The 25,139-nt window shown below is 70.8% G+C and carries 21 protein-coding genes; 11 read left to right on the forward strand and 10 right to left on the reverse strand.

Annotated features, from left to right (window positions below; all coding sequences use genetic code 11):
- Positions 1 to 108 precede the first annotated feature (108 nt).
- Together ACT1U9_RS15975 and ACT1U9_RS15980 are read left to right on the forward strand one after the other, a co-directional pair.
- Complete coding sequence (locus ACT1U9_RS15975) at positions 109 to 783, forward strand: GntR family transcriptional regulator (RefSeq protein ID WP_444538938.1); 675 nt, start codon at positions 109 to 111, stop codon at positions 781 to 783.
- Positions 780 to 2,117 carry an MFS transporter gene (locus tag ACT1U9_RS15980; protein WP_444538939.1) on the forward strand — a complete coding sequence of 446 codons (1,338 nt, stop codon included), beginning with the start codon at positions 780 to 782 and terminating at the stop codon, positions 2,115 to 2,117. Before ACT1U9_RS15975 ends, ACT1U9_RS15980 begins: the two co-directional genes overlap by 4 nt.
- Before the next feature lie 15 nt (positions 2,118 to 2,132).
- On the opposite strand, the gene ACT1U9_RS15985 is transcribed toward ACT1U9_RS15980, so the two are convergent.
- Positions 2,133 to 2,957, reverse strand: a complete 825-nt coding sequence (locus ACT1U9_RS15985; RefSeq protein WP_444538940.1) for a maleylpyruvate isomerase family mycothiol-dependent enzyme — start codon at positions 2,955 to 2,957, stop codon at positions 2,133 to 2,135.
- A gap of 140 nt (positions 2,958 to 3,097) precedes the next feature.
- Here ACT1U9_RS15985 and ACT1U9_RS15990 point away from each other — a divergent pair, with 140 nt between their 5' ends.
- Positions 3,098 to 3,877 (forward strand): carbon-nitrogen family hydrolase, encoded by a 780-nt coding sequence (locus ACT1U9_RS15990; RefSeq protein WP_444538941.1) that lies wholly within the window; start codon positions 3,098 to 3,100, stop codon positions 3,875 to 3,877.
- A gap of 44 nt (positions 3,878 to 3,921) precedes the next feature.
- On the opposite strand, the gene ACT1U9_RS15995 is transcribed toward ACT1U9_RS15990, so the two are convergent.
- A complete protein-coding gene (locus ACT1U9_RS15995; RefSeq protein ID WP_444538942.1) occupies positions 3,922 to 4,428 on the reverse strand; it encodes an LURP-one-related/scramblase family protein in 507 nt (168 codons plus the stop codon).
- A 40-nt stretch (positions 4,429 to 4,468) separates the two neighbouring features.
- Here ACT1U9_RS15995 and ACT1U9_RS16000 point away from each other — a divergent pair, with 40 nt between their 5' ends.
- Positions 4,469 to 6,280, forward strand: a complete 1,812-nt coding sequence (locus ACT1U9_RS16000; protein WP_444538943.1) for an NHL domain-containing thioredoxin family protein — start codon at positions 4,469 to 4,471, stop codon at positions 6,278 to 6,280.
- 194 nt (positions 6,281 to 6,474) lie between these two features.
- On the opposite strand, the gene ACT1U9_RS16005 is transcribed toward ACT1U9_RS16000, so the two are convergent.
- Positions 6,475 to 7,761 carry a M18 family aminopeptidase gene (locus ACT1U9_RS16005; protein WP_444538944.1) on the reverse strand — a complete coding sequence of 429 codons (1,287 nt, stop codon included), beginning with the start codon at positions 7,759 to 7,761 and terminating at the stop codon, positions 6,475 to 6,477.
- Between the two features lie 448 nt (positions 7,762 to 8,209).
- Entirely contained in the window at positions 8,210 to 10,039 is a 1,830-nt protein-coding gene (locus ACT1U9_RS16010) for an acyl-CoA dehydrogenase (protein ID WP_444538945.1), read from the reverse strand.
- A gap of 122 nt (positions 10,040 to 10,161) precedes the next feature.
- Here ACT1U9_RS16010 and ACT1U9_RS16015 point away from each other — a divergent pair, with 122 nt between their 5' ends.
- Positions 10,162 to 10,614, forward strand: a complete 453-nt coding sequence (locus tag ACT1U9_RS16015) for an SseB family protein (RefSeq protein WP_067162054.1) — start codon at positions 10,162 to 10,164, stop codon at positions 10,612 to 10,614.
- A 154-nt stretch (positions 10,615 to 10,768) separates the two neighbouring features.
- Entirely contained in the window at positions 10,769 to 11,725 is a 957-nt protein-coding gene (locus ACT1U9_RS16020; protein WP_444538946.1) for a pirin family protein, read from the forward strand.
- Positions 11,726 to 12,100: 375 nt separating this feature from the next.
- Here the strand turns inward: ACT1U9_RS16020 and ACT1U9_RS16025 are convergent, their stop codons facing one another.
- Positions 12,101 to 12,601 (reverse strand): cupin domain-containing protein, encoded by a 501-nt coding sequence (locus tag ACT1U9_RS16025; RefSeq protein WP_444538947.1) that lies wholly within the window; start codon positions 12,599 to 12,601, stop codon positions 12,101 to 12,103.
- Between the two features lie 77 nt (positions 12,602 to 12,678).
- Positions 12,679 to 13,236, reverse strand: a complete 558-nt coding sequence (locus ACT1U9_RS16030) for a MarR family winged helix-turn-helix transcriptional regulator (RefSeq protein WP_444538948.1) — start codon at positions 13,234 to 13,236, stop codon at positions 12,679 to 12,681.
- Between the two features lie 188 nt (positions 13,237 to 13,424).
- Here ACT1U9_RS16030 and ACT1U9_RS16035 point away from each other — a divergent pair, with 188 nt between their 5' ends.
- Together ACT1U9_RS16035 and ACT1U9_RS16040 are read left to right on the forward strand one after the other, a co-directional pair.
- A complete protein-coding gene (locus ACT1U9_RS16035) occupies positions 13,425 to 14,012 on the forward strand; it encodes a chloride channel protein (protein ID WP_444538949.1) in 588 nt (195 codons plus the stop codon).
- 59 nt (positions 14,013 to 14,071) lie between these two features.
- Entirely contained in the window at positions 14,072 to 15,202 is a 1,131-nt protein-coding gene (locus tag ACT1U9_RS16040) for an AI-2E family transporter (protein ID WP_444538950.1), read from the forward strand.
- Here the strand turns inward: ACT1U9_RS16040 and ACT1U9_RS16045 are convergent.
- Positions 15,106 to 17,304 carry a SpoIIE family protein phosphatase gene (locus ACT1U9_RS16045; protein ID WP_444538951.1) on the reverse strand — a complete coding sequence of 733 codons (2,199 nt, stop codon included), beginning with the start codon at positions 17,302 to 17,304 and terminating at the stop codon, positions 15,106 to 15,108. The genes ACT1U9_RS16040 and ACT1U9_RS16045 overlap by 97 nt on opposite strands.
- A gap of 108 nt (positions 17,305 to 17,412) precedes the next feature.
- On the opposite strand from ACT1U9_RS16045, the gene aspS reads away from it, so the two are divergent.
- Positions 17,413 to 19,182, forward strand: a complete 1,770-nt coding sequence (aspS, locus tag ACT1U9_RS16050; RefSeq protein WP_444538952.1) for an aspartate--tRNA ligase — start codon at positions 17,413 to 17,415, stop codon at positions 19,180 to 19,182.
- A gap of 124 nt (positions 19,183 to 19,306) precedes the next feature.
- Here aspS and ACT1U9_RS16055 read toward each other — a convergent pair whose 3' ends face one another.
- Complete coding sequence (locus ACT1U9_RS16055) at positions 19,307 to 19,456, reverse strand: hypothetical protein (protein WP_444538953.1); 150 nt, start codon at positions 19,454 to 19,456, stop codon at positions 19,307 to 19,309.
- A 136-nt stretch (positions 19,457 to 19,592) separates the two neighbouring features.
- Positions 19,593 to 21,200, reverse strand: a complete 1,608-nt coding sequence (gene metG, locus ACT1U9_RS16060) for a methionine--tRNA ligase (protein ID WP_444538954.1) — start codon at positions 21,198 to 21,200, stop codon at positions 19,593 to 19,595.
- A 157-nt stretch (positions 21,201 to 21,357) separates the two neighbouring features.
- Here metG and ACT1U9_RS16065 point away from each other — a divergent pair, with 157 nt between their 5' ends.
- Entirely contained in the window at positions 21,358 to 22,011 is a 654-nt protein-coding gene (locus tag ACT1U9_RS16065) for a response regulator transcription factor (RefSeq protein ID WP_444538955.1), read from the forward strand.
- Positions 22,008 to 23,129 carry a sensor histidine kinase gene (locus ACT1U9_RS16070; protein WP_444538956.1) on the forward strand — a complete coding sequence of 374 codons (1,122 nt, stop codon included), beginning with the start codon at positions 22,008 to 22,010 and terminating at the stop codon, positions 23,127 to 23,129. The genes ACT1U9_RS16065 and ACT1U9_RS16070 overlap by 4 nt, the downstream gene beginning before the upstream one ends.
- A 205-nt stretch (positions 23,130 to 23,334) precedes the next feature.
- Here ACT1U9_RS16070 and ACT1U9_RS16075 read toward each other — a convergent pair whose 3' ends face one another.
- A complete protein-coding gene (locus ACT1U9_RS16075) occupies positions 23,335 to 24,717 on the reverse strand; it encodes a VWA domain-containing protein (protein ID WP_444538957.1) in 1,383 nt (460 codons plus the stop codon).
- Positions 24,718 to 25,139 lie beyond the last annotated feature (422 nt).

The following is a 25,139-nucleotide window of genomic DNA, read 5'->3' on the forward strand; positions in this document are numbered from 1 at the left end:
CACGGCGTGAGCGAATCCACTACCTGAGCGAATCCACTGCAGGGGGCGTCCGTCCCGTGATCCGGACGCCCCTTTCTCACGTACACCCGTTGTATCTATCCTGTGCGCATGCCCGCCGCGCCCCCTTCCGTGAAGCAGCTGTCCGTCAAGCAGCCCCCCGCCGCCGACCGCGTGTACATGCACGTCAAGCAGGCCGTACTCGACCGGCGTTACGAGGGCGGCACGCTGCTCACCGAGGGGGAGCTGGCCGAGGCCGTCGGGGTTTCGCGCACGCCCGTACGGGAAGCGCTGCTCAAGCTCGAAGTGGAAGGGCTGATCCGGCTCTACCCCAAGAAGGGCGCGCTCGTCCTCGCCGTCTCCGCGCAGGAGACCGCCGACGTGGTCGAGACCCGGCTCCTGGTCGAGGAGTTCGCCGTACGCAAGGCGGTGCCCGCGCCCGAGCGGCTGATCACGCGGCTCGAAGAGCTCCTGGCGGAGCAGAAGGCGAACGCCGCGTCCGGGGACCTCGCCGCCGTCGCCGTCACCGACCGCTGCTTCCACGCCGAGATCGTGCGCAACGCCGGGAACGACATCCTGTCGCGGCTCTACGACCAGATGCGCGACCGGCAGCTGCGGATGGGCGTCGCCGTGATGCACGCCCAGCCCGACCGGATCGCCAAGAACATCGTCGAGCACGAGGAGATGCTGGAGGCCATCCGCGCCGGGGACGCCGAGCGCGCCGCGCACTGCGTGCGCCAGCACCTGAGCTGGGTCAAGGTCCTGGTCCGGGGCGAAGCCCGATGAGCGGGCCCGAAGGCAGCGGCCCCGCACGCCCCCGCGATCCGAGCCCGCGCCCCGGCGAACCCGCTCCCCTCGGCGGCCGCCGGGCCCTCCTCGTCTGGGGCATCGGCGTCGCCGTCTACTTCGTCGCCGTCATCTTCCGCACCAGCCTGGGTGTGGCCGGGCTCGACGCCGCCGACCGCTTCCACGTCAACGCCTCCGCGCTCTCCACCTTCTCCATACTCCAGCTGCTGGTCTACGCCGGCATGCAGATACCCGTCGGCCTCATGGTCGACCGGCTCGGCACCAAGAAGGTGCTGACCCTCGGCGTCGTGCTGTTCACCCTCGGCCAGCTCGGCTTCGCGCTCTCGCCCTCGTACGGCACCGCCCTCGCCTCCCGCGCGCTGCTCGGCTGCGGCGACGCGATGACGTTCATCAGCGTGCTGCGGCTGGGCTCGCGCTGGTTCCCGGCCCGGCGCGGGCCGCTGATCGCGCAGGTCGCGGCGCTGTTCGGGATGGCGGGCAACCTCGTCTCCACCATCGTCATCGCCCGCTCCCTGCACGGCCTCGGCTGGACCCAGACGTTCGCGGGCAGCTCGCTGGCCGGCGTCGTCGTGCTCGTCCTGCTGCTGCTCTTCCTCAAGGACCACCCCGAGGGCCATGAGCCCGCGCCCGCCGCGCACGCCGGGGGCGCGTACGTGCGCCGTCAGATCGCCGCGTCCTGGCGCGAGCCGGGGACGCGCCTGGGGATGTGGGTGCACTTCACCACGCAATTCCCGGCGATGGTGTTCCTGCTGCTGTGGGGGATGCCGTTCCTCGTCGAGGCGCAGGGTCTCTCCCGGGGCACGGCCGGTGAGCTCCTTACGCTCGTCGTGCTCTCCAACATGGTCGTCGGCCTGGTGTACGGGCAGCTCATCGCGCGCCACCACGAGGCCCGGCTGCCGCTCGCCCTCGGGACGGTCGGGGCGACGGCCGCGCTGTGGGGGGCCGTCGTCGCGTATCCCGCGCCGCACACGCCGATGTGGCTGCTCATCACGCTCTGCGTGGTGCTCGGCGCCTGCGGGCCCGCCTCGATGATCGGGTTCGACTTCTCCCGGCCCGCCAACCCGCCCGAGCGCCAGGGCACCGCGTCCGGCATCACCAACATGGGCGGCTTCGTCGCGTCGATGACGACCCTGCTCGCCGTCGGCGTCCTGCTGGACGCGACCGGCGACAACTACCGGATCGCCTTCTCCTCGGTGTTCGTGCTCGAAGCGCTCGGCGTCGTACAGATCCTGCGCCTGCGCTCCCGCGCGGCCCACCGCGAACGCGACCACCTGGTGGCGAGCCGGGTGGAGGCGGTCCACGTCACGGTGTGAGCACCCGGACAGGTCCTACGGCGTCACCGCGAAGTGCCGCAGGATCGCCTGCGCCAGCTCCTGGTCGCCCTCGGTCTTCACCCGGTCCACGACCGCGTGCGGGCGCACCCGGCCGCAGGCGAGCCGCATGAACGTCTCCCAGTCCATCGAGAGCGTCGCCAGCGGCCCGAGCGAAGGCGCGCCGTCGATCGTGCCGTGCCCCTCGGCGTCGACCCGTACCGTCCGCAGGAACTCGACCGGCCCGTGGACGTCGAAGACGACCGCCGAGCTCGGCGGGGCGCCCGCGTCCTTGGCGACCACCTTCGGCAGCGTGTGCAGCAGGATGTCGCGGGCCACGTACGCGCCCGGCGAGTCCAGGTTGCCCGGCCTGCCGAGCGCCGTGCGCAGGTCCTGCTCGTGCACCCACACGTCGAACGCCCGCATCCGCAGGGCCAGTTCCAGGGTCTGCTCGGCGCCGAGCGGTGCGCGGACCATGGTGTCGGGCGCCCGCTTCTCTTCGCGCAGCTGCCGCGCCCGGCGGATGACCGTGTACTCCAGCTCCGAGGTCATCTCCGGCGCGGTGTGGTGTCTGCGCACATCGACCTGCATCTCCATGTAGCGCGCGAACTCACTCTGTACGTGGTAGAGATCGCGCGGCAGCGTATGGATCGGCCGTGGGTCGCCGAGCTGCTCGCACTCCATCCCGATGATGTGCGACACGATGTCGCGCACCGACCACGACGGGCACGGCGTGGCGCGGTTCCACTCTCCCTCGACGAGCGGCAGCACCAGCTCGGTTATCGCCTCGATGGAGTGGGTCCAGGCGTCGGCGTAGGTCTGGAGGCTGGGATGGACGGTCACGGGACCCCTCGGCGGTTCTGTACGTACGCGGGCTGGGCGCTGTGGCAGTTAAGTTACGCTGCCGAAAGGCACCCCGGCAGTGCTTTCGTGTGACGATCGTAGGCCCGTGTTGACGACTCGAATGCCAGGACGGTGGTAGTGTGCGCGCCTCTCTCATCCAATTCGGTGTAGACCCCCAGGAACCGGTCGATTCCCGCAGGCAGCGGGCGGCTTCGCTGGTACGGGAGCAGCGGGGCAGCGACCTCGTGGTGCTCCCGGAGCTGTGGACGGTCGGCGCGTTCGCGTACGAGAGCTTCGAGTCCGAGGCGGAATCGGTTTCTGACGGACCGACGTTTTCGGCCATGTCAAAGGCCGCGCGGGACGCGGGAGTCTGGCTGCACGCCGGGTCCGTGCCCGAGCGCGCGGCGGACGGCGGCCTCTACAACACCTCCCTGGTGTTCACGCCCGAGGGCGAGCTCGCGGCCACGTACCGCAAGATCCACCGCTTCGGCTTCGACCAGGGCGAGGCGCTGCTGATGAGCGCGGGCACCGAACTGGCCACCGTGGCGCTCCCGGAGACCGTGGCGGGCCTCGCCACCTGCTACGACCTGCGCTTCCCGGAACTCTTCCGCGGCCTGGTCGACGCGGGCGCCCAGACCTTCGTGATCCCGGCGGGCTGGCCCGCCAAGCGCCTGGCCCACTGGACGCTGCTCGCGCGCGCCCGCGCGGTCGAGAACCAGGCGTACGTCCTGGCCTGCGGCACCGGCGGCACCCACGCGGGCGTCGAGCAGGCGGGCCACAGCGTGGTCGTCGACCCCTGGGGCGAGGTCCTGGCGGAGGCGGGCGAGGGCGAGGAGGTCCTGACGGTGGACCTGGACATGTCGCGGGTCGCGACGACGAGGGAGCAGTTCCCGGCACTGAAGGACCGACGCTTGGGGTGACGGGCTCTTCCGGGGCGCGGGGCGAGGGCTTCGAGGGGAATGGCTCACTCCTCCTCGTGATCGCGCTCCCGCTCCCGCTCGTCCATCCTGATCACGCACACCACCACCGCGATCAGCAGCGCCGCGTCGGCGTCCTCGCGGACGATGTTCACCGCGTACGTCTCGCGCACCCGGAACCAGCGGCGCGAGACATGGGCGAGGAGCTCACCGTCGTACTCCACGGCGAACTCGCGGTCCAGGATCTTGCCCGAGACGTCGAGTTCGGTGCCCTCGACCAGCTGGACGCGGTAGTGGTTGCGCAGCAGGGAGAGGCGCTTGCGGCGGATCGCGGCGAGCGGGCGTTCGTCGCGCTCGATCGTCATCGCGTCCCGGATGCTGAACATCTTCTTCCGCAGGGTGATCAGCACCCGCCCGGTCGGATCCTTCAGCTCCAGCGTGTCCCGCAGCCGCAAAGCCTTGCCGTCGACCAGGAACGCCTGGCGGCCGTCCTCGGTCTCGATCCAGTAGTCGTCCCCGATCGCGAAGATCCTGTCGCGCACCAGATATTTCATGGCGGAATGCGTACCCACGCTTTTGCTGTTGGATGGGGGTATGGCTACACGTGCACGCGTTCGGGCCCCCGAGCTCATCGGCAAGGGCGGCTGGCTGAACACCGGTGATCAGCAGTACACCCTCGCCGACCTGCGGGGCAGGATCGTCATCCTGGACTTCTGGACGTTCTGCTGCATCAACTGTCTGCACGTCCTGGACGAGCTGCGGGAGCTGGAGGAGAAGCACCGGGACACCGTGGTGATCATCGGCGTGCACTCGCCGAAGTTCGTGCACGAGGCCGACCACCAGGCCGTCGTCGACGCCGTCGAGCGCTACCAGGTGCACCACCCGGTCCTGGACGACCCGGAGCTCGCGACCTGGAAGCAGTACGCGGTACGGGCCTGGCCCACGCTCGTCGTGATCGACCCCGAGGGGTACATCGTCGGCCAGCACGCGGGCGAGGGGCATGCTCACGCCATCGCGAAGCTGGTGGAGGAGCTGGAGGCCGAGCACGCGGCGAAGGGGACGCTGCGGCGCGGGGACGGGCCGTATGTGCCGCCGGAGCCGGTCGCGACCGATCTGCGCTTCCCGGGCAAGGCGGTCGTGCTGCCGGGCAGCGGGAACTTCCTGGTCTCGGACTCGACCCGGCACCAGCTGGTCGAGCTGGAGCCGGACGGCGAGACGGTCGTACGGCGTGTCGGCGACGGCGACTTCAAGGAGCCGCAGGGGCTCGCGGTGCTGCCTGGGGGCACCTCCCAGGCTTTCGGCACTGGGGGAGGGCGGGTGATCGTCGCGGACACGGTCAACCACGCGCTGCGGGTGTTCGACCCGGCGAGCGGTGCGGTGGAGCGGGTCGCGGGTACCGGCAAGCAGTGGTGGCAGGGCTCGCCCACGTCCGGGCCGGCCCTGGACGTCGACCTCTCCTCGCCGTGGGACGTCGCCTGGTGGCAGGGCAAGGTGTGGATCGCCATGGCCGGTGTGCACCAGCTGTGGACGTATGACCCGTCGACGGGCACGGTCGAGGTCGCGGCGGGGACGACGCAGGAGGGCCTGGTCGACGGACCGGCCCACGAGGCGTGGTTCGCGCAGCCGTCGGGGCTGGCGGCGACGGAGGACCGCCTGTGGGTCGCGGACTCGGAGAACTCGGCGCTGCGGTACGTGGAGCGCGAGGGTTCGTCGTACGTGGTGCGTACGGCGGTCGGGACGGGGTTGTTCGACTTCGGTCACCGCGACGGTGCGTCCGGGCAGGCCCTGCTCCAGCATCCGCTCGGCGTCACGGCGCTTCCGGACGGCTCGGTGGCGCTGTCCGACACGTACAACCACGCGCTGCGCCGTTACGACCCCGCGTCGGGCGAAGTGACCACGCTGGCCACGGACTTGCGTGAGCCCAGCGACGCGGTGCTCGTCGGGGACGACATCGTGGTGGTCGAATCGGCTCGGCACCGGCTGACCCGTCTTCGTCTGCCGGAGTCGGCGGTACGGGTGGACGCGGTGGCGCACCGCACGCAGCGGGCGGCGACGGAAGTCGCGCCCGGGCGGCTCCAGTTGGACGTGGTCTTCCAGGCCCCGACGGGCCAGAAGCTGGACACGCGGTACGGGCCGTCGACGAGGCTGCTGGTGTCGTCGACGCCGCCGGAACTGTTGCTGTCCGGGGAGGGCGCGGGCTCGGACCTCTCCCGCGAGCTGTCCCTGAACCCGTCGGTGCCGGAGGGTGTCCTGCACGTCTCGGCGATGGCGGCGTCGTGCGACGACGACCCGTCGAACGAGTACCCGGCGTGCCACGTCCACCAACAGGACTGGGGCGTCCCGGTGCGCCTGACCCCAACGGGCGTTGCCCGCCTCCCGCTGGTCCTGGCGGGCCTGGACGGCTGATTCCCCCACCCCGCCCCTTCCCGGCTGTGACATTTTGCGGCTCCGCCGCGTGGCCTGGGCGGGCGGCCGGGTTCTTCGTCTGCGGATCGTGCTGGGTTGTACCTAGGGGCGCGGGGAACTGCGCGACAAGCCCCCACCGGCGGCCAGACGAACGACATCCGCCGGAGGCTTTCGGGAAGGGGCGGGGTGGGGGGTCAGCCCTCCAGGAACGCCACCAGCGCGTTGGCCAGCAGGTACGGGTCGTCCGCGCCGCACAGTTCCCGCGCGCTGTGCATCGACAGGATCGCGACGCCGATGTCGACCGTCTGGATGCCGTGGCGGGCCGCGGTGATGGGGCCGATCGTCGTGCCGCACGGCATCGCGTTGTTGGAGACGAAGTGCTGCCAGGGGACCCCGGCCCGCTCGCACGCCGCCGCGAAGACGGCCCGGCCCGAACCGTCCGTCGCGTAACGCTGGTTGACGTTCACCTTCAGGATCGGCCCGCCGTTGGCGCGCGGGTGGTGCGTCGGGTCGTGGCGCTCCGCGTAGTTGGGGTGGATCGCGTGGCCGGTGTCCGAGGACAGGCAGACCGTGCCCGCGAACGCCCGCGCCTTGTCCTCGTACGTACCGCCGCGCGCGAAGACCGAGCGCTCCAGGACCGTACCGAGCAGCGGCCCGTCCGCACCGGTGTCGGCCTGCGAGCCGTTCTCCTCGTGGTCGAAGGCAGCCAGGACCGGGATGTACTCCAACTCCCCGGCGGACGCCGCCGCCAGCGCCGCCGTCCCCGCGTGCACCGAGATCAGGTTGTCCATCCGCGGGCCCGCCACGAGCTCCTGGTCGCGGCCCAGATACGACGGCGGCTCGATGGAGTGCACCATCAGGTCCCACCCGGTGACCTCGCCCTCGGCCAGCCCCTCCTCCTGCTCCAGGAAGCGGATGAGGTCCCCCTCCTCCACATCGCCCAGGCCCCAGATCGGCTGGAGGTGCTTCTGGCGGTCCAGCTTCAGGCCGTCGTTGGCCGAGCGGTCCAGGTGGATCGCCAGCTGCGGGACGCGCAGCAGCGCGCGGTCCACGTTCACCAGGCGGTGCGTACCGTCGCGCAGGGTCAGGCGGCCCGCCAGGCCCAGGTCGCGGTCGAGCCAGGTGTTCAGGAGCGTCCCGCCGTAGACCTCCACCGCGATCTGGCGCCAGCCGTGCGCGCCCGAGTCCGGCAGCGGCTTGACCCGCAGGTTCGGCGAGTCGGTGTGCGCGCCGACGATACGGAACGGGGTGTGCGCCGCCGCGCCCTCCGGCACGTACCAGGCGATGATCGCGCCCCCGCGCACCACGTACTTGCCACCCGTAGACGCGTCCCACGCGTCCGTCTCCCGCACCTGCTGGAAGCCGGCCTTCTCAAGGCGCGTGGCCGCGTTCGCCACCGCGTGGTACGGCGACGGGCTCGCCGCGAGGAAGGACATCAGGTCGTCGGTGTGGCCGCGGTCGAAGCGGGAGGGTGTGCTCATGGAGCCCAGCATAAGTATGTGTTCCGGAGACCGGACCGGGTGCCGGAAACCGGGCGGTTCGTAGGACAAAACCGCAGCCCGCCGAAGCACAGCACAAGACCGCGGCCCGCGGCCGGGCCTGGAAGGTGGCCCCGCCGCGGGCCGCGGTGGTGAGGAGACGGGCCAGGGGGATCTCACCATCCCCCTGGCCGGTCGGGCGATCCGCGTCGAGGGGAAGCGCCTAGGGCCTGCCCGGTGGATCTTGCCTGGGACGCGGGGGTCTGGCACGCACATCTGCCGCGTTGTCGTCGGTTGCCGACTCCCCCAAGTTCTCGGCTCCGCTCGAACAGGGGGCACCCCCATCGCGTCGCCGCCCTCCTCCGCCTTGCAGCTGCACGCACCAGACCCCCGCTCACCAGCACCGAAAAGTCATCCCGCGCCGAAGGCGGCCAGACCCACCGGACAGACCCTAGAACGCCGACTCGTCCAGCTCCATCAGCGACAGGTCGACCGTCTCGGCCAGCGCACGCGCCGCGCCGACACCCGGCAGCACGTTCGCGGCGAAGAACTTCGCGGCCGCGATCTTGCCCGTGTAGAACGGGACGTCCTTCGCGGAGGCCGACGGAAGCTTCTCGGCCGCGACCGCCGCGCTCTTGAGCAGCAGGTAGCCGACGACGACGTCGCCCGAGGCCATCAGCAGGCGGGTGGTGTTGAGGCCCACCTTGTAGATGTTCTTGACGTCCTCGCCCGTGGCGGTGAGGTCGGTGATCATCGCGCCGACGATCGCCTCCAGGTCCACCGCGGCCTTGGCCAGCGAGTCGAGCGCGCCGCCCAGCTCCTCGTGGCCCGACTGCTCGGCGAGGAACTTCTTGATCTCCTCGGAGAGGAGGTTGAGCGAGGCGCCCTGGTCGCGGACGATCTTCCGGAAGAAGAAGTCCTGGCCCTGGATCGCCGTGGTGCCCTCGTAGAGCGTGTCGATCTTGGCGTCGCGGATGTACTGCTCGATCGGGTACTCCTGGAGGTACCCGGAGCCGCCGAAGGTCTGCAGCGACTCGGCGGAGAGCTTCTCGTACGACTTCTCCGAGCCGTAGCCCTTCACGATCGGCAGGAGCAGGTCGTTGAGGCCGACGAGCGCCTTGGCGTCCTCGCCCGCGGCCTCCTTGACCTGGATCGCGTCCTGGACGGCGGCCGTGTAGAGGACGAGCGAGCGCATGCCCTCGGCGTACGCCTTCTGCGTCATCAGCGAGCGGCGCACGTCCGGGTGGTGGGTGATCGTCACCTTCGGCGCGGTCTTGTCCATGAACTGCGAGAGGTCGCTGCCCTGGACGCGCTCCTTGGCGTACTCAAGGGCGTTGAGGTAACCCGTCGACAGCGTCGCGATGGCCTTCGTGCCGACCATCATGCGGGCGAACTCGATGATCATGAACATCTGGCGGATGCCGTCGTGCTTGTCGCCGATCAGCCAGCCCTTGGCGGGGTGCTGGTCGCCGAACGTCATCTCGCACGTGTTGGAGGCCTTGAGGCCCATCTTGTGCTCGACGTTCGTCGCGTACACGCCGTTGCGCTCGCCCAGCTCGCCGGTCTCCCAGTCGAAGTGGAACTTCGGGACCAGGAAGAGGGAGAGGCCCTTGGTGCCGGGGCCGTGGCCCTCGGGGCGCGCCAGCACGTAGTGGAGGATGTTCTCCGACATGTCGTGCTCGCCGGACGTGATGAAGCGCTTCACGCCCTCGATGTGCCAGGAGCCGTCCTCCTGCTGGATGGCCTTGGTGCGGCCGGCGCCGACGTCCGAGCCCGCGTCGGGCTCGGTCAGGACCATCGTCGAGCCCCACTGCTTCTCGACGGCGATCTGCGCGATCTTCTTCTGCGCCTCGTTGCCCTCGTCGTGCAGGATGCCGGCGAAGGCCGGGCCCGACGAGTACATCCAGATCGCCGGGTTGGCGCCGAGCAGCAGCTCCGCGTACGCCCAGATCAGGGAGCGCGGCGAGACGGTGCCGCCGATCTCCTCCGGGAGGCCCAGGCGCCAGTACTCGGAGTCCATGAACGCCTTGAAGGAGCTCTTGAAGGACTCCGGGACCGGCGCGGTGTTGGTCTCCGGGTCGAACACCGGCGGGTTGCGGTCCGCGTCGGCGAAGGAGTCGGCCAGCTCGTTCTCGGCCAGGCGCGCGATCTCGTCCAGGATGGACTTGGCGGTGTCGACGTCCATCTCGGCGAACGGGCCGGTGCCGTACAGCTTGTCGCGGCCGAGGACCTCGAAGAGGTTGAACTCGATGTCTCGGAGATTCGACTTGTAGTGCCCCATGGCGACGGCTCCGTAAGCAGGATCGGTTACATCTCTACCAGCAAGTAGCTACGATGATGCTACCCGTCGGTAATAAGACGCAACCCCTCTGGGCACATATGTGGCGCACTACTCTTGCGCCCATGTACGGCTACGACCAGAACCAGGGTGCTCAAGCGCAGTACGCCCAGCCGCAGCAGCCTTCCTACGGGGAGCAGCCGCTGTACCCCGAGCCGTCGCCGCCGTCGCTCGCGGACGCGGTGCGGGCGTTCACCACGGGCTCGCTGTCGGCCGAGGACTTCCAGCAGATCTTCGCGGGCTCGAAGGTCTACTGCCCGCGCGGCGACAACCCCGGATTCCTGGCGCTGCACAACACGCAGCAGCCGGTCATCCCCATGTTCACGTCGCTGAAGGAACTGCGGCGGTACGCGGGCAAGGAGTCCAAGTACTTCGTGATCACCGGGGCCGAGGTCATCGACCTGCTCCCCACGGGGTACGGCTTCGTCCTCGACATGGAGGGCGACCACCGGATGGTCTTCGACGCGAAGGCGGTCGAGCAGATGGTGGACTTCGCGATGCGGCGGATGTACGGCTGAGTCCTGTGTACGGCTGAGGTTTTTTCAGCCGACTTTTACGGGGGTGGGTGCCCCCGGAAGCCCCCTGTAGTCCTCTCGGGAATCGTCGCACCTTGCCGACTGTTCACCATTCAACTACTTTGGATGCTGAGCATCCCGCGAGGAGGGCCGTCCCATGCCTGCTGTGACCGTCGAGAACCCGTTGACCCTGCCGCGCGTGGTCGCGCCCCAGGGTGCGGTGCCGCGTCCCGTGCTCGCCGTGACCACGGCGCCGGGCGGCTTCGAGGGGGAGGGATTCCCGGTGCGGCGCGCGTTCGCCGGGATCAACTACCAGTACCTCGACCCGTTCATCATGATGGACCAGATGGGCGAGGTGGAGTACGCGCCGGGCGAGCCCAAGGGCACCCCGTGGCACCCGCACCGCGGCTTCGAGACCGTGACGTACCTGATCGACGGGACCTTCGTCCACCAGGACAGCAACGGTGGCGGCGGCACGATCATGAACGGCGATACGCAGTGGATGACGGCGGGTTCCGGCCTGCTGCACATCGAGGCGCCGCCGGAGTCCCTGGTGACCTCGGGTGGGCTCTTCCACGGCCTCCAGCTGTGGGTGAACCTCCCCGCCGCCGACAAGATGATGGACCCGCGGTACCAGGACATCCGGGGCGGCCAGGTGCAGCTGCTCACGTCGCCGGACGGGGGTGCGCTGCTCCGTGTGATCGCGGGTGAGCTGGACGGGCACGAGGGCCCGGGTATCACGCACACCCCGATCACGATGATCCACGCGACGATCCGGCCGGGCGCGGAGGTGACTCTTCCCTGGCGGTCGGACTTCAACGGGCTTGCGTATGTGCTGGCCGGTCGGGGCTCGGTGGGCGCTGGGCGTCGGCCGGTGCACATGGGGCAGACGGCCGTGTTCGGCGACGGTGGGTCGCTGACGGTGCGGGCGGACGAGAAGCAGGACGGGCATACGCCGGACCTGGAGATCGTGCTGCTCGGCGGTCGCCCGATCCGTGAGCCGATGGCGCATTACGGGCCGTTCGTGATGAACACTCGCGAGGAGCTCCAGCAGGCGTTCGACGACTTCCAGAAGGGGCGCTTGGGCACGATCCCGGCGGTCCACGGCATGTAGGCCCCTCCCCGCCCCTTCCCTAAACCCTCCGGGGGTGGGTGGGGGCGGAGGCGCTTTCCCGGGGGCTACGCCCCCGGACCCCTTTGCGGGGCTGCGCCCCTGCACCCCCTCGGGGGCTCCGCCCCCTGAACCCCTGGCGGAGCCTGCGACCCCTGCACCCCGCTGGGGTGGGTGGGCAGCGGGGCTGCGCCCCTGGCCCCGTTCTTCGTCTGCGGACCGTGCTGGGCTGGTCGCGCAGTTCCCCGCGCCCCTGAAGGAGGGCCCGAAGGGCCCATCAAGGGGCGCGGGGAACTGTGCGAGCAACCCCCATCGGCTCGCAGGCGACGAACCCGGCCGCCCGCCAAGGGCTTTCGGGAAGGGGCGGGGTGGGGTTCCTCAATCCGTCAGCGACGACCCGCAGTTCCAGCAGAACCGCGCCCCCCGTTCCCCCGCGACCCGGTCGCACGCGGGGCACACCTGGGCCAGCAGGCACGCCGGATCGCCGCCCTCCGTAAGCGCAGGGGCGATCGTCAGGCCCGGCCGGCGCGGGTGGGCCGAGAGGTAGCTCATGCCGTCGAGCCCCGCCGACAGGGCGCGGCGGGAACCCCGGGGGAGCCAGACCGCCGCCAGCGGGCGCAGCTCCTGGGTGCCCGCGTCCGTACGGAGGTGCCCGCCGCCCTCCAGGACGATCAGCAGGACGTCCAGCCGGGCGTCCGTGTGCTCGTCGATGGTGTGGCCGGGCGGCAGCCGCAGCAGGTTGGCGTCCAGGCCGCGCCCGGGCTCGGTGAGCCGCCAGAGCGCACCGGTCGCGTGCAGGGACGCGGCCGCGAGCTCCGCGCTGAGGTCGGTCATCACTCGGGCCGCCTGGTCTTCCTTCACCTTCACCGTGTGAGCCACCGTGTGAAGCCTTCCGTTCCCGGACCGTACGCTTGCTTGTTTCAAGTATTGCAGAGGGCAATAGAGCCCTCAATCGCTTACGCGCCCGGCTGCAGCGGGTCCTCCACCAGGCCCCCTATCCGCCGCACCTCGTCGAACGGGTCCACCGCCAGCTCCCCCGCCGCCTGCGTCAGCGCGCGCAACGCGGGGACCAGCGCTGCCCGAGACTCCGGCGGCAGCTTCGCGACCAGCTCGCTGATCTCGGCCCGGCGGTGCGCCATCACGCGGTCGACCAGTGCGTGCCCGGCCTCGGTGAGGCGCAGGACGACCTCGCGGCGGTTGGCGGGGTTGGTCCTGCGGTCCACCAGGCCGCCCGTCTCCAGGCGGTCGACCATGCGCATGGCGGTGGACGGATTGACCCCCAACGTACCGGCCATGGCGGCCAGTTTGAGCGGTTCGCAGCTGTCCAGGACCACGAGCGCGCGCAGCTGCGGCAGCGTCATGGAGTCGTCGAACGACGCGAGCGCGCGGGCCGAGACGGCGACCAGGAGCCGGGACGCTGCCATCACGGCGACGGTGACGTCCTCGGCCTCGCGACCGAGCCCGTCGTCGAGCCCGTCGTGGTCGGGAGCCGGGGCGGCCTTGTCTTGCGCCATGAGACAGTCATGCCTTTCCTGTGACTATTGCACACTGCAATGGTAGATTCGGGGCCTCGGTCGCACGATACGCATCCCCCGTCCGGCCGCGCTTCGACTGACGGGCAGCGTCGCCCGGCGGCGACCCCCGCCCGGCGACGCCATGGCGGCTAACACTGCCAACTCCCGCTCAGTTACGGAGACTTCCCATGCCGCCCTCGCGTGTCGCGCATCTCGGGGACTTCCATGTCCCGCCACGCGTCGTCGCCATCACCGCGCTGGCGATCCCCGTCGGCGCCGCGTCCGCGCTGGTCGCCGTCGCGCTCCTCAAGCTGATCGCGCTCTTCACCAACCTCTGCTTCTACGGCCGGTTCGCCTTCGGGACGACCGCGCCGCACGGCACCGCGCACCCCTGGCTGCTCCTGGTCATGCCGGTCGTCGGCGGCCTGGTCATCGGGGTGATGGCCCGCTTCGGCTCGGAGAAGATACGCGGCCACGGGATGCCCGAGGCCATCGAGTCGATCCTCGTCGGCGGCAGCCGTGTGCAGCCCCGGGTCGCGGTGCTGAAGCCCTTGTCGGCCGCGATATCGATCGGTACCGGCGGCCCGTTCGGCGCCGAGGGGCCGATCATCATGACCGGCGGCGCGGTGGGTCGCCCGTGTCGACCTCCACGAGGAGCAGCACGTCGAACGCCACTCGCCTTCCGGCTGCGCCGCAGGCGCTCCCTCATAGTGGCTTCGGGTGGAGCACGGCTCGCTGACGAGAGCGTCGAGCCCCGTTCGGCCTCGGTCGACTGACCCACCCGGGCGGACGCCCACGGCGGGCGGCGCGGCACCCGGCGTGGTGCGCTGAGGCCGTGGAGACGACGCGTAAGCCACTGCTGCCCGACGCCGCGCGGCGGACCGCCGCCTGGTGTGTCGTCATCCTGCTCGTCACGGGCGTCGCCGCCGTCGGCGTCTGGCTCTGCGTGGTCTTCAAGACCGCCGTCACCCCCGTGCTGCTCGCGCTGCTCGGCACCGCGCTGCTCGGGCCGGTGTTCCGGTGGCTGCTGAGATTCCGGCTGCGGCGCTCGCTCGCGGCCGGGCTCACCTGCGTCGCGCTCATCGCGGTCGTCGGCGGCACCGGGTACATCGTCGTCACCGCGCTCCTCGACTCCGGCGACCAGATCATCGAGTCGCTGCGGCAGGCCGGGCAGTGGCTGGCCGACCACTTCGGGGTGGCGAGCGGTGACGGGGTGTCCAGCCTCGCCGACAACGCCAAGAAGCTCGTCTCCAAGTTCGGCGCCTCGGCCGCGTCCGGGCTGCTCGCCGGGCTCAGCGTCATCGGCAAGCTGGTCGCGACGGGCGTGCTGTCGCTGCTGCTGACCTTCTTCTTCCTCAAGGACTCCGACCGGGCCGTCCACCTCGCCCACTCGCTCGCCCCGCGCGGCACCGGCCACCTCGTCGAGGCCATGGCGCGGCGGGCGTTCGAGGCCGTGGAGGGGTTCATGCGGGGGACGACGCTCATCGCGCTCATCGACGCGGTGTGCATCACGGTCGGGCTGCTCATCCTGCGGGTGCCCGGCGCGGTGGGTCTGGGCGCGCTGGTGTTCGTCGGCGCGTACATCCCGTATCTCGGCGCCTTCGTCTCCGGCGCCGTCGCGGTGCTGGTCGCGCTCGCCGACCGGGGGGTCGGGACCGCGCTGTGGACGGTGGGGGTCGTCCTCGCCGTACAGCAGCTGGAGGGGCACATCCTGCAACCGGTGATCCAGAGCCGGACCGTGCAGATGCATCCGGCGATGGTGATGATCGCGATCACGGCCGGGGCGAGCGTCGCCGGGCTGCTCGGGATGCTGCTCGCCGTGCCGGTCGCGGCCGCTGGGTTCGGGGTGCTGAGCGAGCTGCGGAAGCGTTACGCCTCGGAGGAGGAGCCGACCGGGTCACCCGGGCCGACCGGGCCCGCCGAACCCCCGGAAGCGCCCGGCTCCCCGGACGCCTCCCCCTCGTAGATCTCGAACCAGATCGACTTCCCCTCGCCCCTCGGGTCCACCCCCCACCGCTCCGCCAGCATCTCCATCAGCACCAGGCCGCGTCCGCTGGACGCCATCTCGCCGGGGCGGCGCTTGTGGGGGAGGTCGTCGCTGGCGTCGGCCACCTCCACGCGCAGCCGGCGGGTGCCCGGGGCGCCGGTGGCCTCGGCGACCAGGAGCGCGTCGCCGTCGGTGTGGACCAGGACGTTGGTGACCATCTCGGAGACCATCAGGACCGCCGAGTCGATCTGATCCTCGTCGGCCCAGTCGTGCAGCAGCTCGCGCAGTTCGCGGCGGGCGCCCGCGATGCGGTGCGGCTCGGCCTGGGCGACGGTCAGCGCGGTGCGGCGGGCGGGGGTCACGCCGGTGCCGGGGGCCGTGCCGCAGCCGCACAGATCGCTGTTGCGGCACAGCAGCAGCACCGCGATGTCGTCCTCGCGGCGGTCGGCCAGCGGGCCCACGGTGTGGTGCGAGGAAGGGCCGTGCACCGCCTGGACCAGGGCGTCCGCCAGCTTCTCCAGGCTGTCGCCGGTGTCCTCCTCCAGGACCGGGCGCAGCCGGGTCCAGCCCGAGGCCATGTCGTGGCCGCCGGTCTCGATCAGCCCGTCGGTGCAGAGCATCATCGTCTCGCCGGGCTCCAGGACGAGCCGGGTGGTCGGGTAGTCCGAGTCCGCCTCGATGCCGAGCGGCAGGCCACCGGCCGTCTGGCGTATGAGGGCCGTGCCCTCGGCCGTACGGATCACCGGGTCCGGGTGGCCGGCCCGGGCGATGTCGAGGGTGCCCGTCAGCGGGTCGACCTCGATGTAGAGGCAGGTCGCGAAGCGCGGGTGGTCGTCCGCCTGCCCGTAGGACTCCCCGTACGACTCGGTGATCCCGGACAGGAAGCGGGAGGCGCGCGAGAGGACCGCGTCGGGGCGGTGGCCCTCGCTCGCGTACGCCCGCAGCGCGATCCGCAGCTGGCCCATCAGGCCCGCCGCCCGTACGTCATGGCCCTGCACATCGCCGATGACCAGCGCGAATCTGCCGTTGGGCAGCGGGATCATGTCGTACCAGTCGCCGCCCACCTGGAGCCCGCCGCCGGTCGGCACATAACGCGCCGCGACCGTCATGCCCGGGATCTCGGGGCCCAGCGTCGGCATCATCGAGCGCTGGAGGCCGAGGGAGAGCTCCCGCTCGGACTCCGCCTCGCCCGCCCGGGCCAGCGCCTGGGCGAGCATCCGGGCCACCGTGGTGAGGACCGAGCGCTCGTCGGGCGTGAACGCCACCGGGTGCTTGAACGCGGCCATCCAGGTGCCCATGGTCTTCCCGGCCACGATCAGCGGCAGGAACGCCCAGGACTGCCGGTCGAAGCGCTGGGCGAGCGGCCAGGTGGCCGGGTAGCGGCGGCGGTACTCCTCGGGGGTCGGGAGATAGATGGCCCGCCCGGTGCGTACGACGTCGGTCGCCGGGTAGTCCGTGTCCAGCTGGAGGTCGGCGAAGGGGCCGTCGTCGCCCGGGTTGTGCCCGTGGTGGCCGATGATCGACAGGCGGTCGCCCGCGACGCCGAAGACGGCGAGCCCGTCCGGAGAGAAGCCCGGCATGGAGAGCGAGGCGGCGACCCGCAGCACCTCGGCGGTGGACCGCGCCTCGGCCAGCGCCCGGCCCGCGTCAAGGAGGAACGCCTCCCGGGAGCGGCGCCAGTCGCCGGTGATGGAGGGGTGCGCGGCGGTGGTGCCGGGCTGCGGCTCTGCGACCTCCTGGAGGGTGCCGACGAGTACGTGGTTGCGGCCGTCGACAGTGTCCCTGAGCAGCGGTTTCGACCGGCTGCGTACGGTCCGCAGCACCCGGCCGTTCTCGTCCATGATCCGCATCCGGGCCTCGGCGAGGGTGCCCTCGGCGACCGCGAGGTGCACGATCCCGTCGACCTCGTTCCAGTCGACCGGGTGGAAGCGGGCGCGCACGGCGGCCTCGGTGAGCACGGCCCTCTCGGCGGGCAGACCGAGCAGGCGGGCGGCCTCGGCGTCGACCGTGACCGTTCCGGACGCGTTGTCCCAGCGCCACAGCCCGGTGGCGATCGCAGCCAGGACGTCCTCGGTGCGCATGATCCCCACTCTATGCAGCCGGATTTATACCGGCGAGAGCTGTACGGCCCGGCCGGTAACCTGGAGGGACTGTTTCCCGCCTGTCACGCGAAGAACTGGATGAAGAAAATGCATCGGTACAGGTCCCACACCTGCGGCGAGCTCCGCGCCTCCGCCGTCGGAGCCGACGTACGGCTGAGCGGCTGGCTGCACAATCGCCGAGACCTGGGCGGCATCCTCTTCATCGATCTGCGCGACCACCACGGCATCACGCAGTTGGTCGCCCGCCCGGGCACGCCCGCCGCCGAGGTCCTGGACAAGCTCTCCAAGGAGACGGTCGTCCGCATCGACGGCAAGGTCGTCTCGCGCGGCGCGGAGAACGTGAACGCGGAGCTGCCGACCGGCGAGATCGAGATCGAGGTCGGCGAGGTCGAGGTGCTGGGCGCGGCCGCCCCGCTGCCGTTCACGATCAACGCGGACGACGGTGTCAACGAGGAGCGGCGTCTGGAGTACCGCTTCCTCGACCTGCGCCGCGAGCGCATGCACCGCAACATCATGCTGCGCTCCGCCGTCATCTCGGCGATGCGCCACAAGATGACCGCGCTCGGCTTCAACGAGATGGCGACCCCGATCCTCGCCGCGACCTCCCCCGAGGGCGCCCGCGACTTCGTCGTCCCCTCGCGTCTGAACCCCGGCAAGTTCTACGCGCTGCCGCAGGCCCCCCAGCAGTTCAAGCAGCTGCTGATGATCTCCGGCTTCGACCGCTACTTCCAGATCGCGCCCTGCTTCCGCGACGAGGACGCCCGCGCGGACCGCTCGCCGGGCGAGTTCTACCAGCTCGACATCGAGATGAGCTTCGTCGAGCAGGAGGACATCTTCCAGCCCGTCGAGAAGCTGATGACCGAGCTCTTCGAGGAGTTCGGCGGCGGCCGCCACGTCACCTCGCCGTTCCCGCGCATCCCGTTCCGCGAGTCGATGCTGAAGTACGGCAACGACAAGCCGGACCTGCGCGCCCAGCTCGAACTCGTCGACATCACCGATGTGTTCGAGGGCTCGGAGTTCAAGGCGTTCGCGGGCAAGCACGTGCGCGCGCTGCCGGTGCCGGACGTCGCGGGCCAGTCCCGCAAGTTCTTCGACGGCCTGGGCGAGTACGCGGTGGAGCACGGCGCCAAGGGCCTGGCCTGGATCCGCGTCGGCGAGGACGGCACCTTCGCGGGCCCGATCGCCAAGTTCCTCACCGAGGAGAACGTCAAGGTCCTCACCGAGCGCCTGGGCCTGAAGGCCGGGCACGCCGTGTTCTTCGGCGCGGGCGAGTACGACGAGGTCTCCAAGATCATGGGCGCGGTCCGCGTCGAGGCCGCCAAGCGCGCCGGCCACTTCGAGGAGGGCGTCTTCCGCTTCTGCTGGATCGTCGACTTCCCGATGTACGAGAAGGACGAGGACACCGGCAAGATCGACTTCTCGCACAACCCGTTCTCGATGCCGCAGGGCGGCCTTGAGGCGCTGGAGAACCAGGACCCGCTGGACATCCTCGGCTGGCAGTACGACATCGTCTGCAACGGCATCGAGCTGTCCTCCGGCGCCATCCGTAACCACGAGCCCGACATCATGTTCAAGGCCTTCGAGATCGCGGGCTACAGCCGCGAGACCGTGGAGAAGGAGTTCGCAGGCATGCTCCGCGCCTTCCAGTACGGCGCCCCGCCGCACGGCGGCATCGCCCCGGGCGTGGACCGCATCGTGATGCTGCTCGCCGACGAGCCCAACATCCGCGAGACCATCGCGTTCCCGCTCAACGGCAACGCGCAGGACCTGATGATGGGCGCGCCCACCGAGCTGGACGAGACCCGTCTGCGCGAGCTGAACATCCAGCTGCGCAAGCCGGTCGCGCGGGAGAAGTAGGCCCGGTCTTCGTCCGCGGGCCGTCGTGGGCTGAGCGCGCAGTTCCCCGCGCCCCTAAGTACCCAGGGGCGCGGGGAACTGCGCACCGGCCCGCAGACAAAGAACCAGGCCCCACGCCGCCGCGCTAGTCGTCGTCCTGGGACGGTAAGTCCGGGGACGGCGGGCCGCACGGGCGGTTGGCGGACTGGCGGTTCGCCTCGCGGACCTTCGCCAGCAGCTCCTCGCGCCGCCGGGCGTCCTCCTCCGCCTGGTGCTGGTCCGTACTCCGTGTCACGGCGTGCACCCCCTCAAGCACGTACCGACTCATGTGCAGCGTGCGCGCGGCCGGGTGAAGCCGCAACCGTTTCGTACATGCGAAAGGCCCGGAATTCCGCTTCCGGGCCTTTCTTCACACACTCATCGCCTACGGGTTACGCGGGCTTCTCCTCCAGACGCGGGAACAGCACCGCGCCCTTCGTCACCGTCGCGCCGACCGGCAGCTGACCCCAGCGGCCCGCGTCCTGCACCCGCTGGTCCGCCAGCGGGCCCAGGTCCGCGACCTCGGCGCCCAGCGAGTCCCACAGCTTCTGCGAGGTGTCGGGCATCACCGGGTTCAGCAGGACCGCGACCGCGCGCAGCGCCTCGGCGGCCGTGTAGAGGATGGTCGCGAGGCGCGCCTTGCCCTCCGCCGACTCGTCCTTGGCCACCTTCCACGGCTCCTGCTCCGTGATGTAGCCGTTGACCTGCTTCACGAAGTCGAAGACGGCGAGGATGCCGCCCTGGAAGTCCAGCTCGTCGCCGATCTTGCGGTCCGCCTCGGCCACGGCCTTCGCCATGCCGTCGGCGATCGCCTGCTCGGCCTCGCCCGCGGCCGTGGCCTCGGGCAGGGTGCCGCCGAAGTACTTGCCGACCATGGCCGCCACGCGCGAGGCGAGGTTGCCGTAGTCGTTGGCGAGCTCGGAGGTGTACCGGGCGGTGAAGTCCTCCCAGGAGAACGAGCCGTCCTGGCCGAAGGCGATGGCGCGCAGGAAGTACCAGCGGTAGGCGTCGACGCCGAAGTGCGAGGTGAGGTCCTGCGGCTTGATGCCCGTCAGGTTCGACTTCGACATCTTCTCGCCGCCGACCATCAGCCAGCCGTTGGCCGCGACCTTGCCGGGCACCGGCAGGCCGTTCGCCATCAGCATCGCGGGCCAGATCACCGCGTGGAAGCGGAGGATGTCCTTACCGATGAGGTGGACGTCGGCCGGGAAGGTCTCGTCGAACTTCGCCTGGTCCGAGCCGTAGCCGACGGCCGTGGCGTAGTTCAGGAGGGCGTCGATCCACACGTAGATGACGTGCTTGTCGTCCCACGGGACCGGGACGCCCCAGTCGAAGGTCGAGCGCGAGATCGACAGGTCCTGAAGGCCCTGCTTGACGAAGTTCACGACCTCGTTGCGGGCCGACTCGGGCTGGATGAAGCCGGGGTTGGCCTCGTAGAACTCGACCAGCTTCGGGCCGTACTCGGAGAGCTTGAAGAAGTAGTTCTCCTCCTTGAGGATCTCCACCGGCTTCTTGTGGACGGGGCACAGCTTGGTGCCGTCCTCGGCCTCGATGAGATCGCCGGGGAGCTTGTACTCCTCGCAGCCCACGCAGTACGGGCCCTCGTAGCCGCCCTTGTAGATCTCGCCCTTGTCGTACAGGTCCTGGACGAACTCCTGCACACGGTCGGTGTGCCGCTTCTCCGTCGTACGGATGAAGTCGTCGTTCGCGATCTCCAGGTGCTCCCAGAGGGGCTTCCAGGCCTCCTCGACGAGCTTGTCGCACCACTCCTGCGGGGTGACCCCGTTCGCGTCGGCCGTGCGCATGATCTTCTGACCGTGCTCGTCCGTGCCGGTGAGGTACCACACCTTCTCGCCGCGCTGACGGTGCCAGCGCGTGAGCACGTCGCCTGCGACGGTCGTGTAGGCGTGGCCCAGGTGAGGAGCGTCGTTGACGTAGTAAATGGGGGTCGAGACGTAGAACGCCTTCGTCCCCTGCTTCTCGGATCCAGTGGCCGCCATGGTCGAAATCCTAACGGGCCCCGGGAGATCCACTCACCCGCATAAAGCGGCGCCGGCGGGTGGAGAGGTCTGCGAAACACCCGTTCCCGTACCAAGGACGCATCCTGGGAGGAGAGGGGGCGGGTACGTGAGCGGGGAACGGCAGAGGGAACACGACATGCGGGTACTGGTCGCCGAGGACGAGGAAGTCCTCGCGGAGCTGGTCGCCACCGGGCTGCGGCGGGCCGGTTTCGCCGTCGACACCGTCTACAGCGGCGACGCGGCACTCGCCTACCTGGGGCTGCACGACTACGACGTGGTCGTCCTCGACCGCGACCTGCCCCGGGTGCACGGCGACGAGGTGGCCCGCACCCTGGTCGCCTCCTCGGCCCGCACCCGCATCCTGATGCTCACCGCGTCCGCGTCGACGGAGGACCGGGTGGAGGGCCTGGACCTGGGGGCCGACGACTATCTGGGCAAGCCGTTCGAGTTCCCGGAGCTGGTGTCGCGGGTGCGGGCGCTGCGGCGGCGGAGTGCGAGGCCGGTGCCGCCGGTGCTTGAGAAGGCGGGGCTGCGCCTGGACACGGTGCGCCGCACGGCGACGCGCGAGGGCCAGGCGCTCGACCTCTCCCCGAAGGAGTTCGCGGTCCTCCAGATCCTCCTGGAGGCGGACGGGGGAACGGTCTCGGCGGAGGACCTTCTCGAACGGGCCTGGGACGCGAACGCGGACCCGTTCACGGGCGCGGTCCGCGTCTGTCTGAGCAAGCTGCGCGGCAAGCTGGGCGAGCCCGCGCTGATCCGTACCGTCCAGGGCGTGGGGTACGCCCTGTGATCCGTACGCGGATCGCGCTGATCTTCGGCGCGGTGTTCCTGGTGCTCGGCGCGGTGCTGCTCGGCGTGGTGAACCTGCTGTCCCGGGCCGGTACGGAGGAGCAGGCGCAGACGATCGCCACGCGTGCGACGACTGTGGGGCTCGCGCAGCCGTTCGCGGCGGCGCGCGGCACCCAGGGCCCGGTGCTCGCGCCGCTGACCGTGCGCCAGGTCAGCCAGGACGTGAGCGAGGCGGCCTCGCAGCAGACGCTGGTGTGGTCGTCGATGGCGCTGCTCGGTGTGGCGCTGCTCGCGGTGGTGGTCGGCTGGTACACGGCGGGGCGGCTGCTGCGGCCGGTGCACACGATGACGGAACGGGCGCGGCGGGTGTCGGCGGACACGCTGCATGAGCGGATCGGCGCGGCGGGCCCGGACGACGAGCTCAAGGAGCTCGGCGACACGGTCGACCAACTCCTGGGCCGCCTGGAGAAGGCGTTCGACAGCCAGCGCCGTTTCATCGCGAACGCGTCGCACGAGCTTCGTACCCCGCTGGCCACCCAGCGCGCGGCGATCCAGATCGGCCTCGACGACGACCCGTCCCCGGCCGACCTCGCCCGTACGCGTACGACCCTCCTCGACAACAACCGCCGCAGCGAGGCGCTCATCGAGGGCCTGCTGATGCTGGCCCGCAGCGAGCGGGGCCTTGAGCGGAGGGAGGACGTGGACTTCGCGGAGGTCGTACGGGAGGAGGCGGCGCGGTATCCGTGCGTGACGGTGACGGTTTCTTCGGCCATGTACGTCTCCGGCAACCGGGCGCTGCTGTCCCGCCTGACAGCCAACCTGCTGGCGAACGCGGTGACGTACCACGAGGACGGTGGGAAGGTCGAAGTGGCGCTGTCCGACGGCGAGTTGACGGTCTCGAACCCGGGGGGTGCGGTGGTCCCGCCGGAGGCGGTTGCGGACCTCTTCGAACCGTTCCGCCGGGGGGAGGGCCGCGACCGTCTGGGGCCGGGGGCGGGCCTGGGCCTGTCGATAGTCCGCTCGGTTGCCGTGGCCCACGGCGGCGCAGCCACGGCGACGCCGCTGGTGGGGGGCGGGTTGGCGGTGACGGTCGCTTTGCCGCGGGCCGGTGGGGGCTGATCGGGTAGCTTCCCCCACCCCGCCCCTTCCCGAAAGCCTCCGGCGGTTGTCAGTCGGGTGCGGCCCGGTGGGGGCTTGTCGCGCAGTTCCCCGCGCCCCTAAATGCTGGTGGCTGAGCTGAGTTCTCCGGCTGCGGCCGACTACCTAGGGGCGCGGGGAACTGCGCGACAAGCCCCCCACGACCCGCACCCGAACAACGACGCAATCAGCCCCGCTGGGCGAACCCCGACAGCACGCCCTTGTAGAACGCCGCGTCCGCCAGATCCCGCGGCGCAGGCCCCGCATGCAGGAACGCGGCATTCGGCGCATCCAGCTTCCGCAAGAAGTCGAACGCCTTGCTGTCGTCGTCCCCGAACGCGACGAACTGCCAGAACACCGCCGCCCCGGAAGCGTCGGCCAGCGCCTGCCGAGCCGCAACCTTCGCGTCCGGCGCCCCATCAGTCTGGAAGACGACCAGCGCGGGCCCGTCGTACTGGCTCTTCTCGTAGTGCTCCACGACCGCCTCGACGGCAACCTGATAGCTCGTCCGCCCCATACGCCCCAGCGAGGCATGCGTCTCGTCGACGACGTTCTCGTACGAGGTGAGGGAGAGGTCGACGGTCCCGTCCAGCTCGGTGGAGAAGAAGACGGTGTGGACGGTCGCGTCCTCGTCGAGGTGCGCCGCGAGCGCGAGCGTCTGCTCGGCGAGGTGCTGGACGCTGCCGTCCTTGTAGAACGGCCGCATCGACCCGGACCGGTCGAGCACGAGGTACACCCGGGCGCGCCGCCCGACGAGCCCCGCCTTGCGCAGCTGCGCTCCGGCGGCCTTGTAGTGCTCGACGAGCCCGGGCGCACGGGACTTGACGCGCGGCAGCGAGAGCGCGGCCTTGGCGACGACGGCCTCGGGCTCCGGTTCGGCCTCAGCCACTACGACCTCGGCCTCGACCAGAACTTCAGGCTCGGCCGGAACCTCGACAACGGCCTCAACCTCGGGCTCGGCCGAAACCACGACCTCAACCTCGGGCTCCGGCTCGGCCTCAGCCACCACGGCCTCGGCCGAAACCTCAACCTCGGGCTCCACGGCCTCGGCCTCGACCACCTCGGCCACGGTCTCGGCATCCGGCACCGGATCAGGCTCGGGCTCCGGCTTGGGTACGGGCGCCGGATCGGGCATCGGCTCGGGCTCAGGCTCCGACTCCGCGGCCCGGGGCTGCGGCAGCTCGGCGGCCGGGACGGCGGCCGGGGCGTCTTCCGTCGGGCCGGACACCGGGGCGTCCTCCGACGGGCGGGACGGGGCCGGGACCGCCGGGCGCGACGGGGCGTCGAACGCCGCCGCGACCAGTTCCTCGGCCGGGGAGAGGTCACGCCGGGCCGGGGCGGGCACGGTCGGGACGGCGGTCTCCTCGGCGGGCGCCGGAACCGTGACGGCAACCGGTGCCGGCTCCTCCACCGAAGCGGAAACCGAGGCCGACTCCTCGACGGCAACGGAAGCCGCAGCCGACGCCGACTCCCCGGCCGACGACGCCTCCGGGGCCGCAGCCGCTACCTCCCCCGACGCGTCCGCGTCACCGCGTCCGAACACTTTGCGCAGCAAGCTCCGAATGCCCATGGGCGAGGCCTTTCGCATAAGTTGGGTGCGATGCACGTCCACGCCGCGTGAGCGGGGGACACGAGCGCGGACACGTAAGGTTAGCGATCCGATCCGGTCATCCTCGGCAGGGGGCGGACGACGTCGTACCGGTTGCGTCCCCGACGCGGCCCCGGCCCCACGACGCCCGCTCCCGCCGGCGCGCGATCTGCCGCCCCGGATCACCCGTGTACATCCACGGCACCCGCGTCACGCGCTCCCGCGCCTGTACGCCGAGGCCGGTACAACCAGCCGAGTGCGCGAGACAGTTGAGCCCGTCGGCCACCGAGCCCGGCCACCCACCCCCCGAGTCCGTGGTCGCACGTGGGAGGGATCTCGGTCACCGGGAGCCCGCTGCCCCAGTGCTGCCGAACCCGTGTACTCGGAGGAGTGCCGGTACTCCT

Source organism: Streptomyces sp. BR1, assembly GCF_052373795.1.
Taxonomy (GTDB): domain Bacteria; phylum Actinomycetota; class Actinomycetes; order Streptomycetales; family Streptomycetaceae; genus Streptomyces.

Coding starts and splice junctions, on each gene's coding strand:
- ACT1U9_RS16010 (WP_444538945.1), bottom strand. CDS start 10,039: ATGGGGCACTACAAGTCGAATCTCCGAGACATCGAGTTCAACCTCTTC.
- ACT1U9_RS15975 (WP_444538938.1), top strand. CDS start 109: ATGCCCGCCGCGCCCCCTTCCGTGAAGCAGCTGTCCGTCAAGCAGCCC.
- metG (WP_444538954.1), bottom strand. CDS start 21,200: ATGGCGGCCACTGGATCCGAGAAGCAGGGGACGAAGGCGTTCTACGTC.
- ACT1U9_RS16000 (WP_444538943.1), top strand. CDS start 4,469: ATGGCTACACGTGCACGCGTTCGGGCCCCCGAGCTCATCGGCAAGGGC.
- ACT1U9_RS16035 (WP_444538949.1), top strand. CDS start 13,425: ATGCCGCCCTCGCGTGTCGCGCATCTCGGGGACTTCCATGTCCCGCCA.
- ACT1U9_RS16065 (WP_444538955.1), top strand. CDS start 21,358: ATGCGGGTACTGGTCGCCGAGGACGAGGAAGTCCTCGCGGAGCTGGTC.
- ACT1U9_RS16005 (WP_444538944.1), bottom strand. CDS start 7,761: ATGAGCACACCCTCCCGCTTCGACCGCGGCCACACCGACGACCTGATG.
- ACT1U9_RS16015 (WP_067162054.1), top strand. CDS start 10,162: ATGTACGGCTACGACCAGAACCAGGGTGCTCAAGCGCAGTACGCCCAG.
- ACT1U9_RS16045 (WP_444538951.1), bottom strand. CDS start 17,304: ATGCGCACCGAGGACGTCCTGGCTGCGATCGCCACCGGGCTGTGGCGC.
- ACT1U9_RS16020 (WP_444538946.1), top strand. CDS start 10,769: ATGCCTGCTGTGACCGTCGAGAACCCGTTGACCCTGCCGCGCGTGGTC.
- aspS (WP_444538952.1), top strand. CDS start 17,413: ATGCATCGGTACAGGTCCCACACCTGCGGCGAGCTCCGCGCCTCCGCC.
- ACT1U9_RS15980 (WP_444538939.1), top strand. CDS start 780: ATGAGCGGGCCCGAAGGCAGCGGCCCCGCACGCCCCCGCGATCCGAGC.
- ACT1U9_RS16030 (WP_444538948.1), bottom strand. CDS start 13,236: ATGGCGCAAGACAAGGCCGCCCCGGCTCCCGACCACGACGGGCTCGAC.
- ACT1U9_RS15995 (WP_444538942.1), bottom strand. CDS start 4,428: ATGAAATATCTGGTGCGCGACAGGATCTTCGCGATCGGGGACGACTAC.
- ACT1U9_RS16075 (WP_444538957.1), bottom strand. CDS start 24,717: ATGGGCATTCGGAGCTTGCTGCGCAAAGTGTTCGGACGCGGTGACGCG.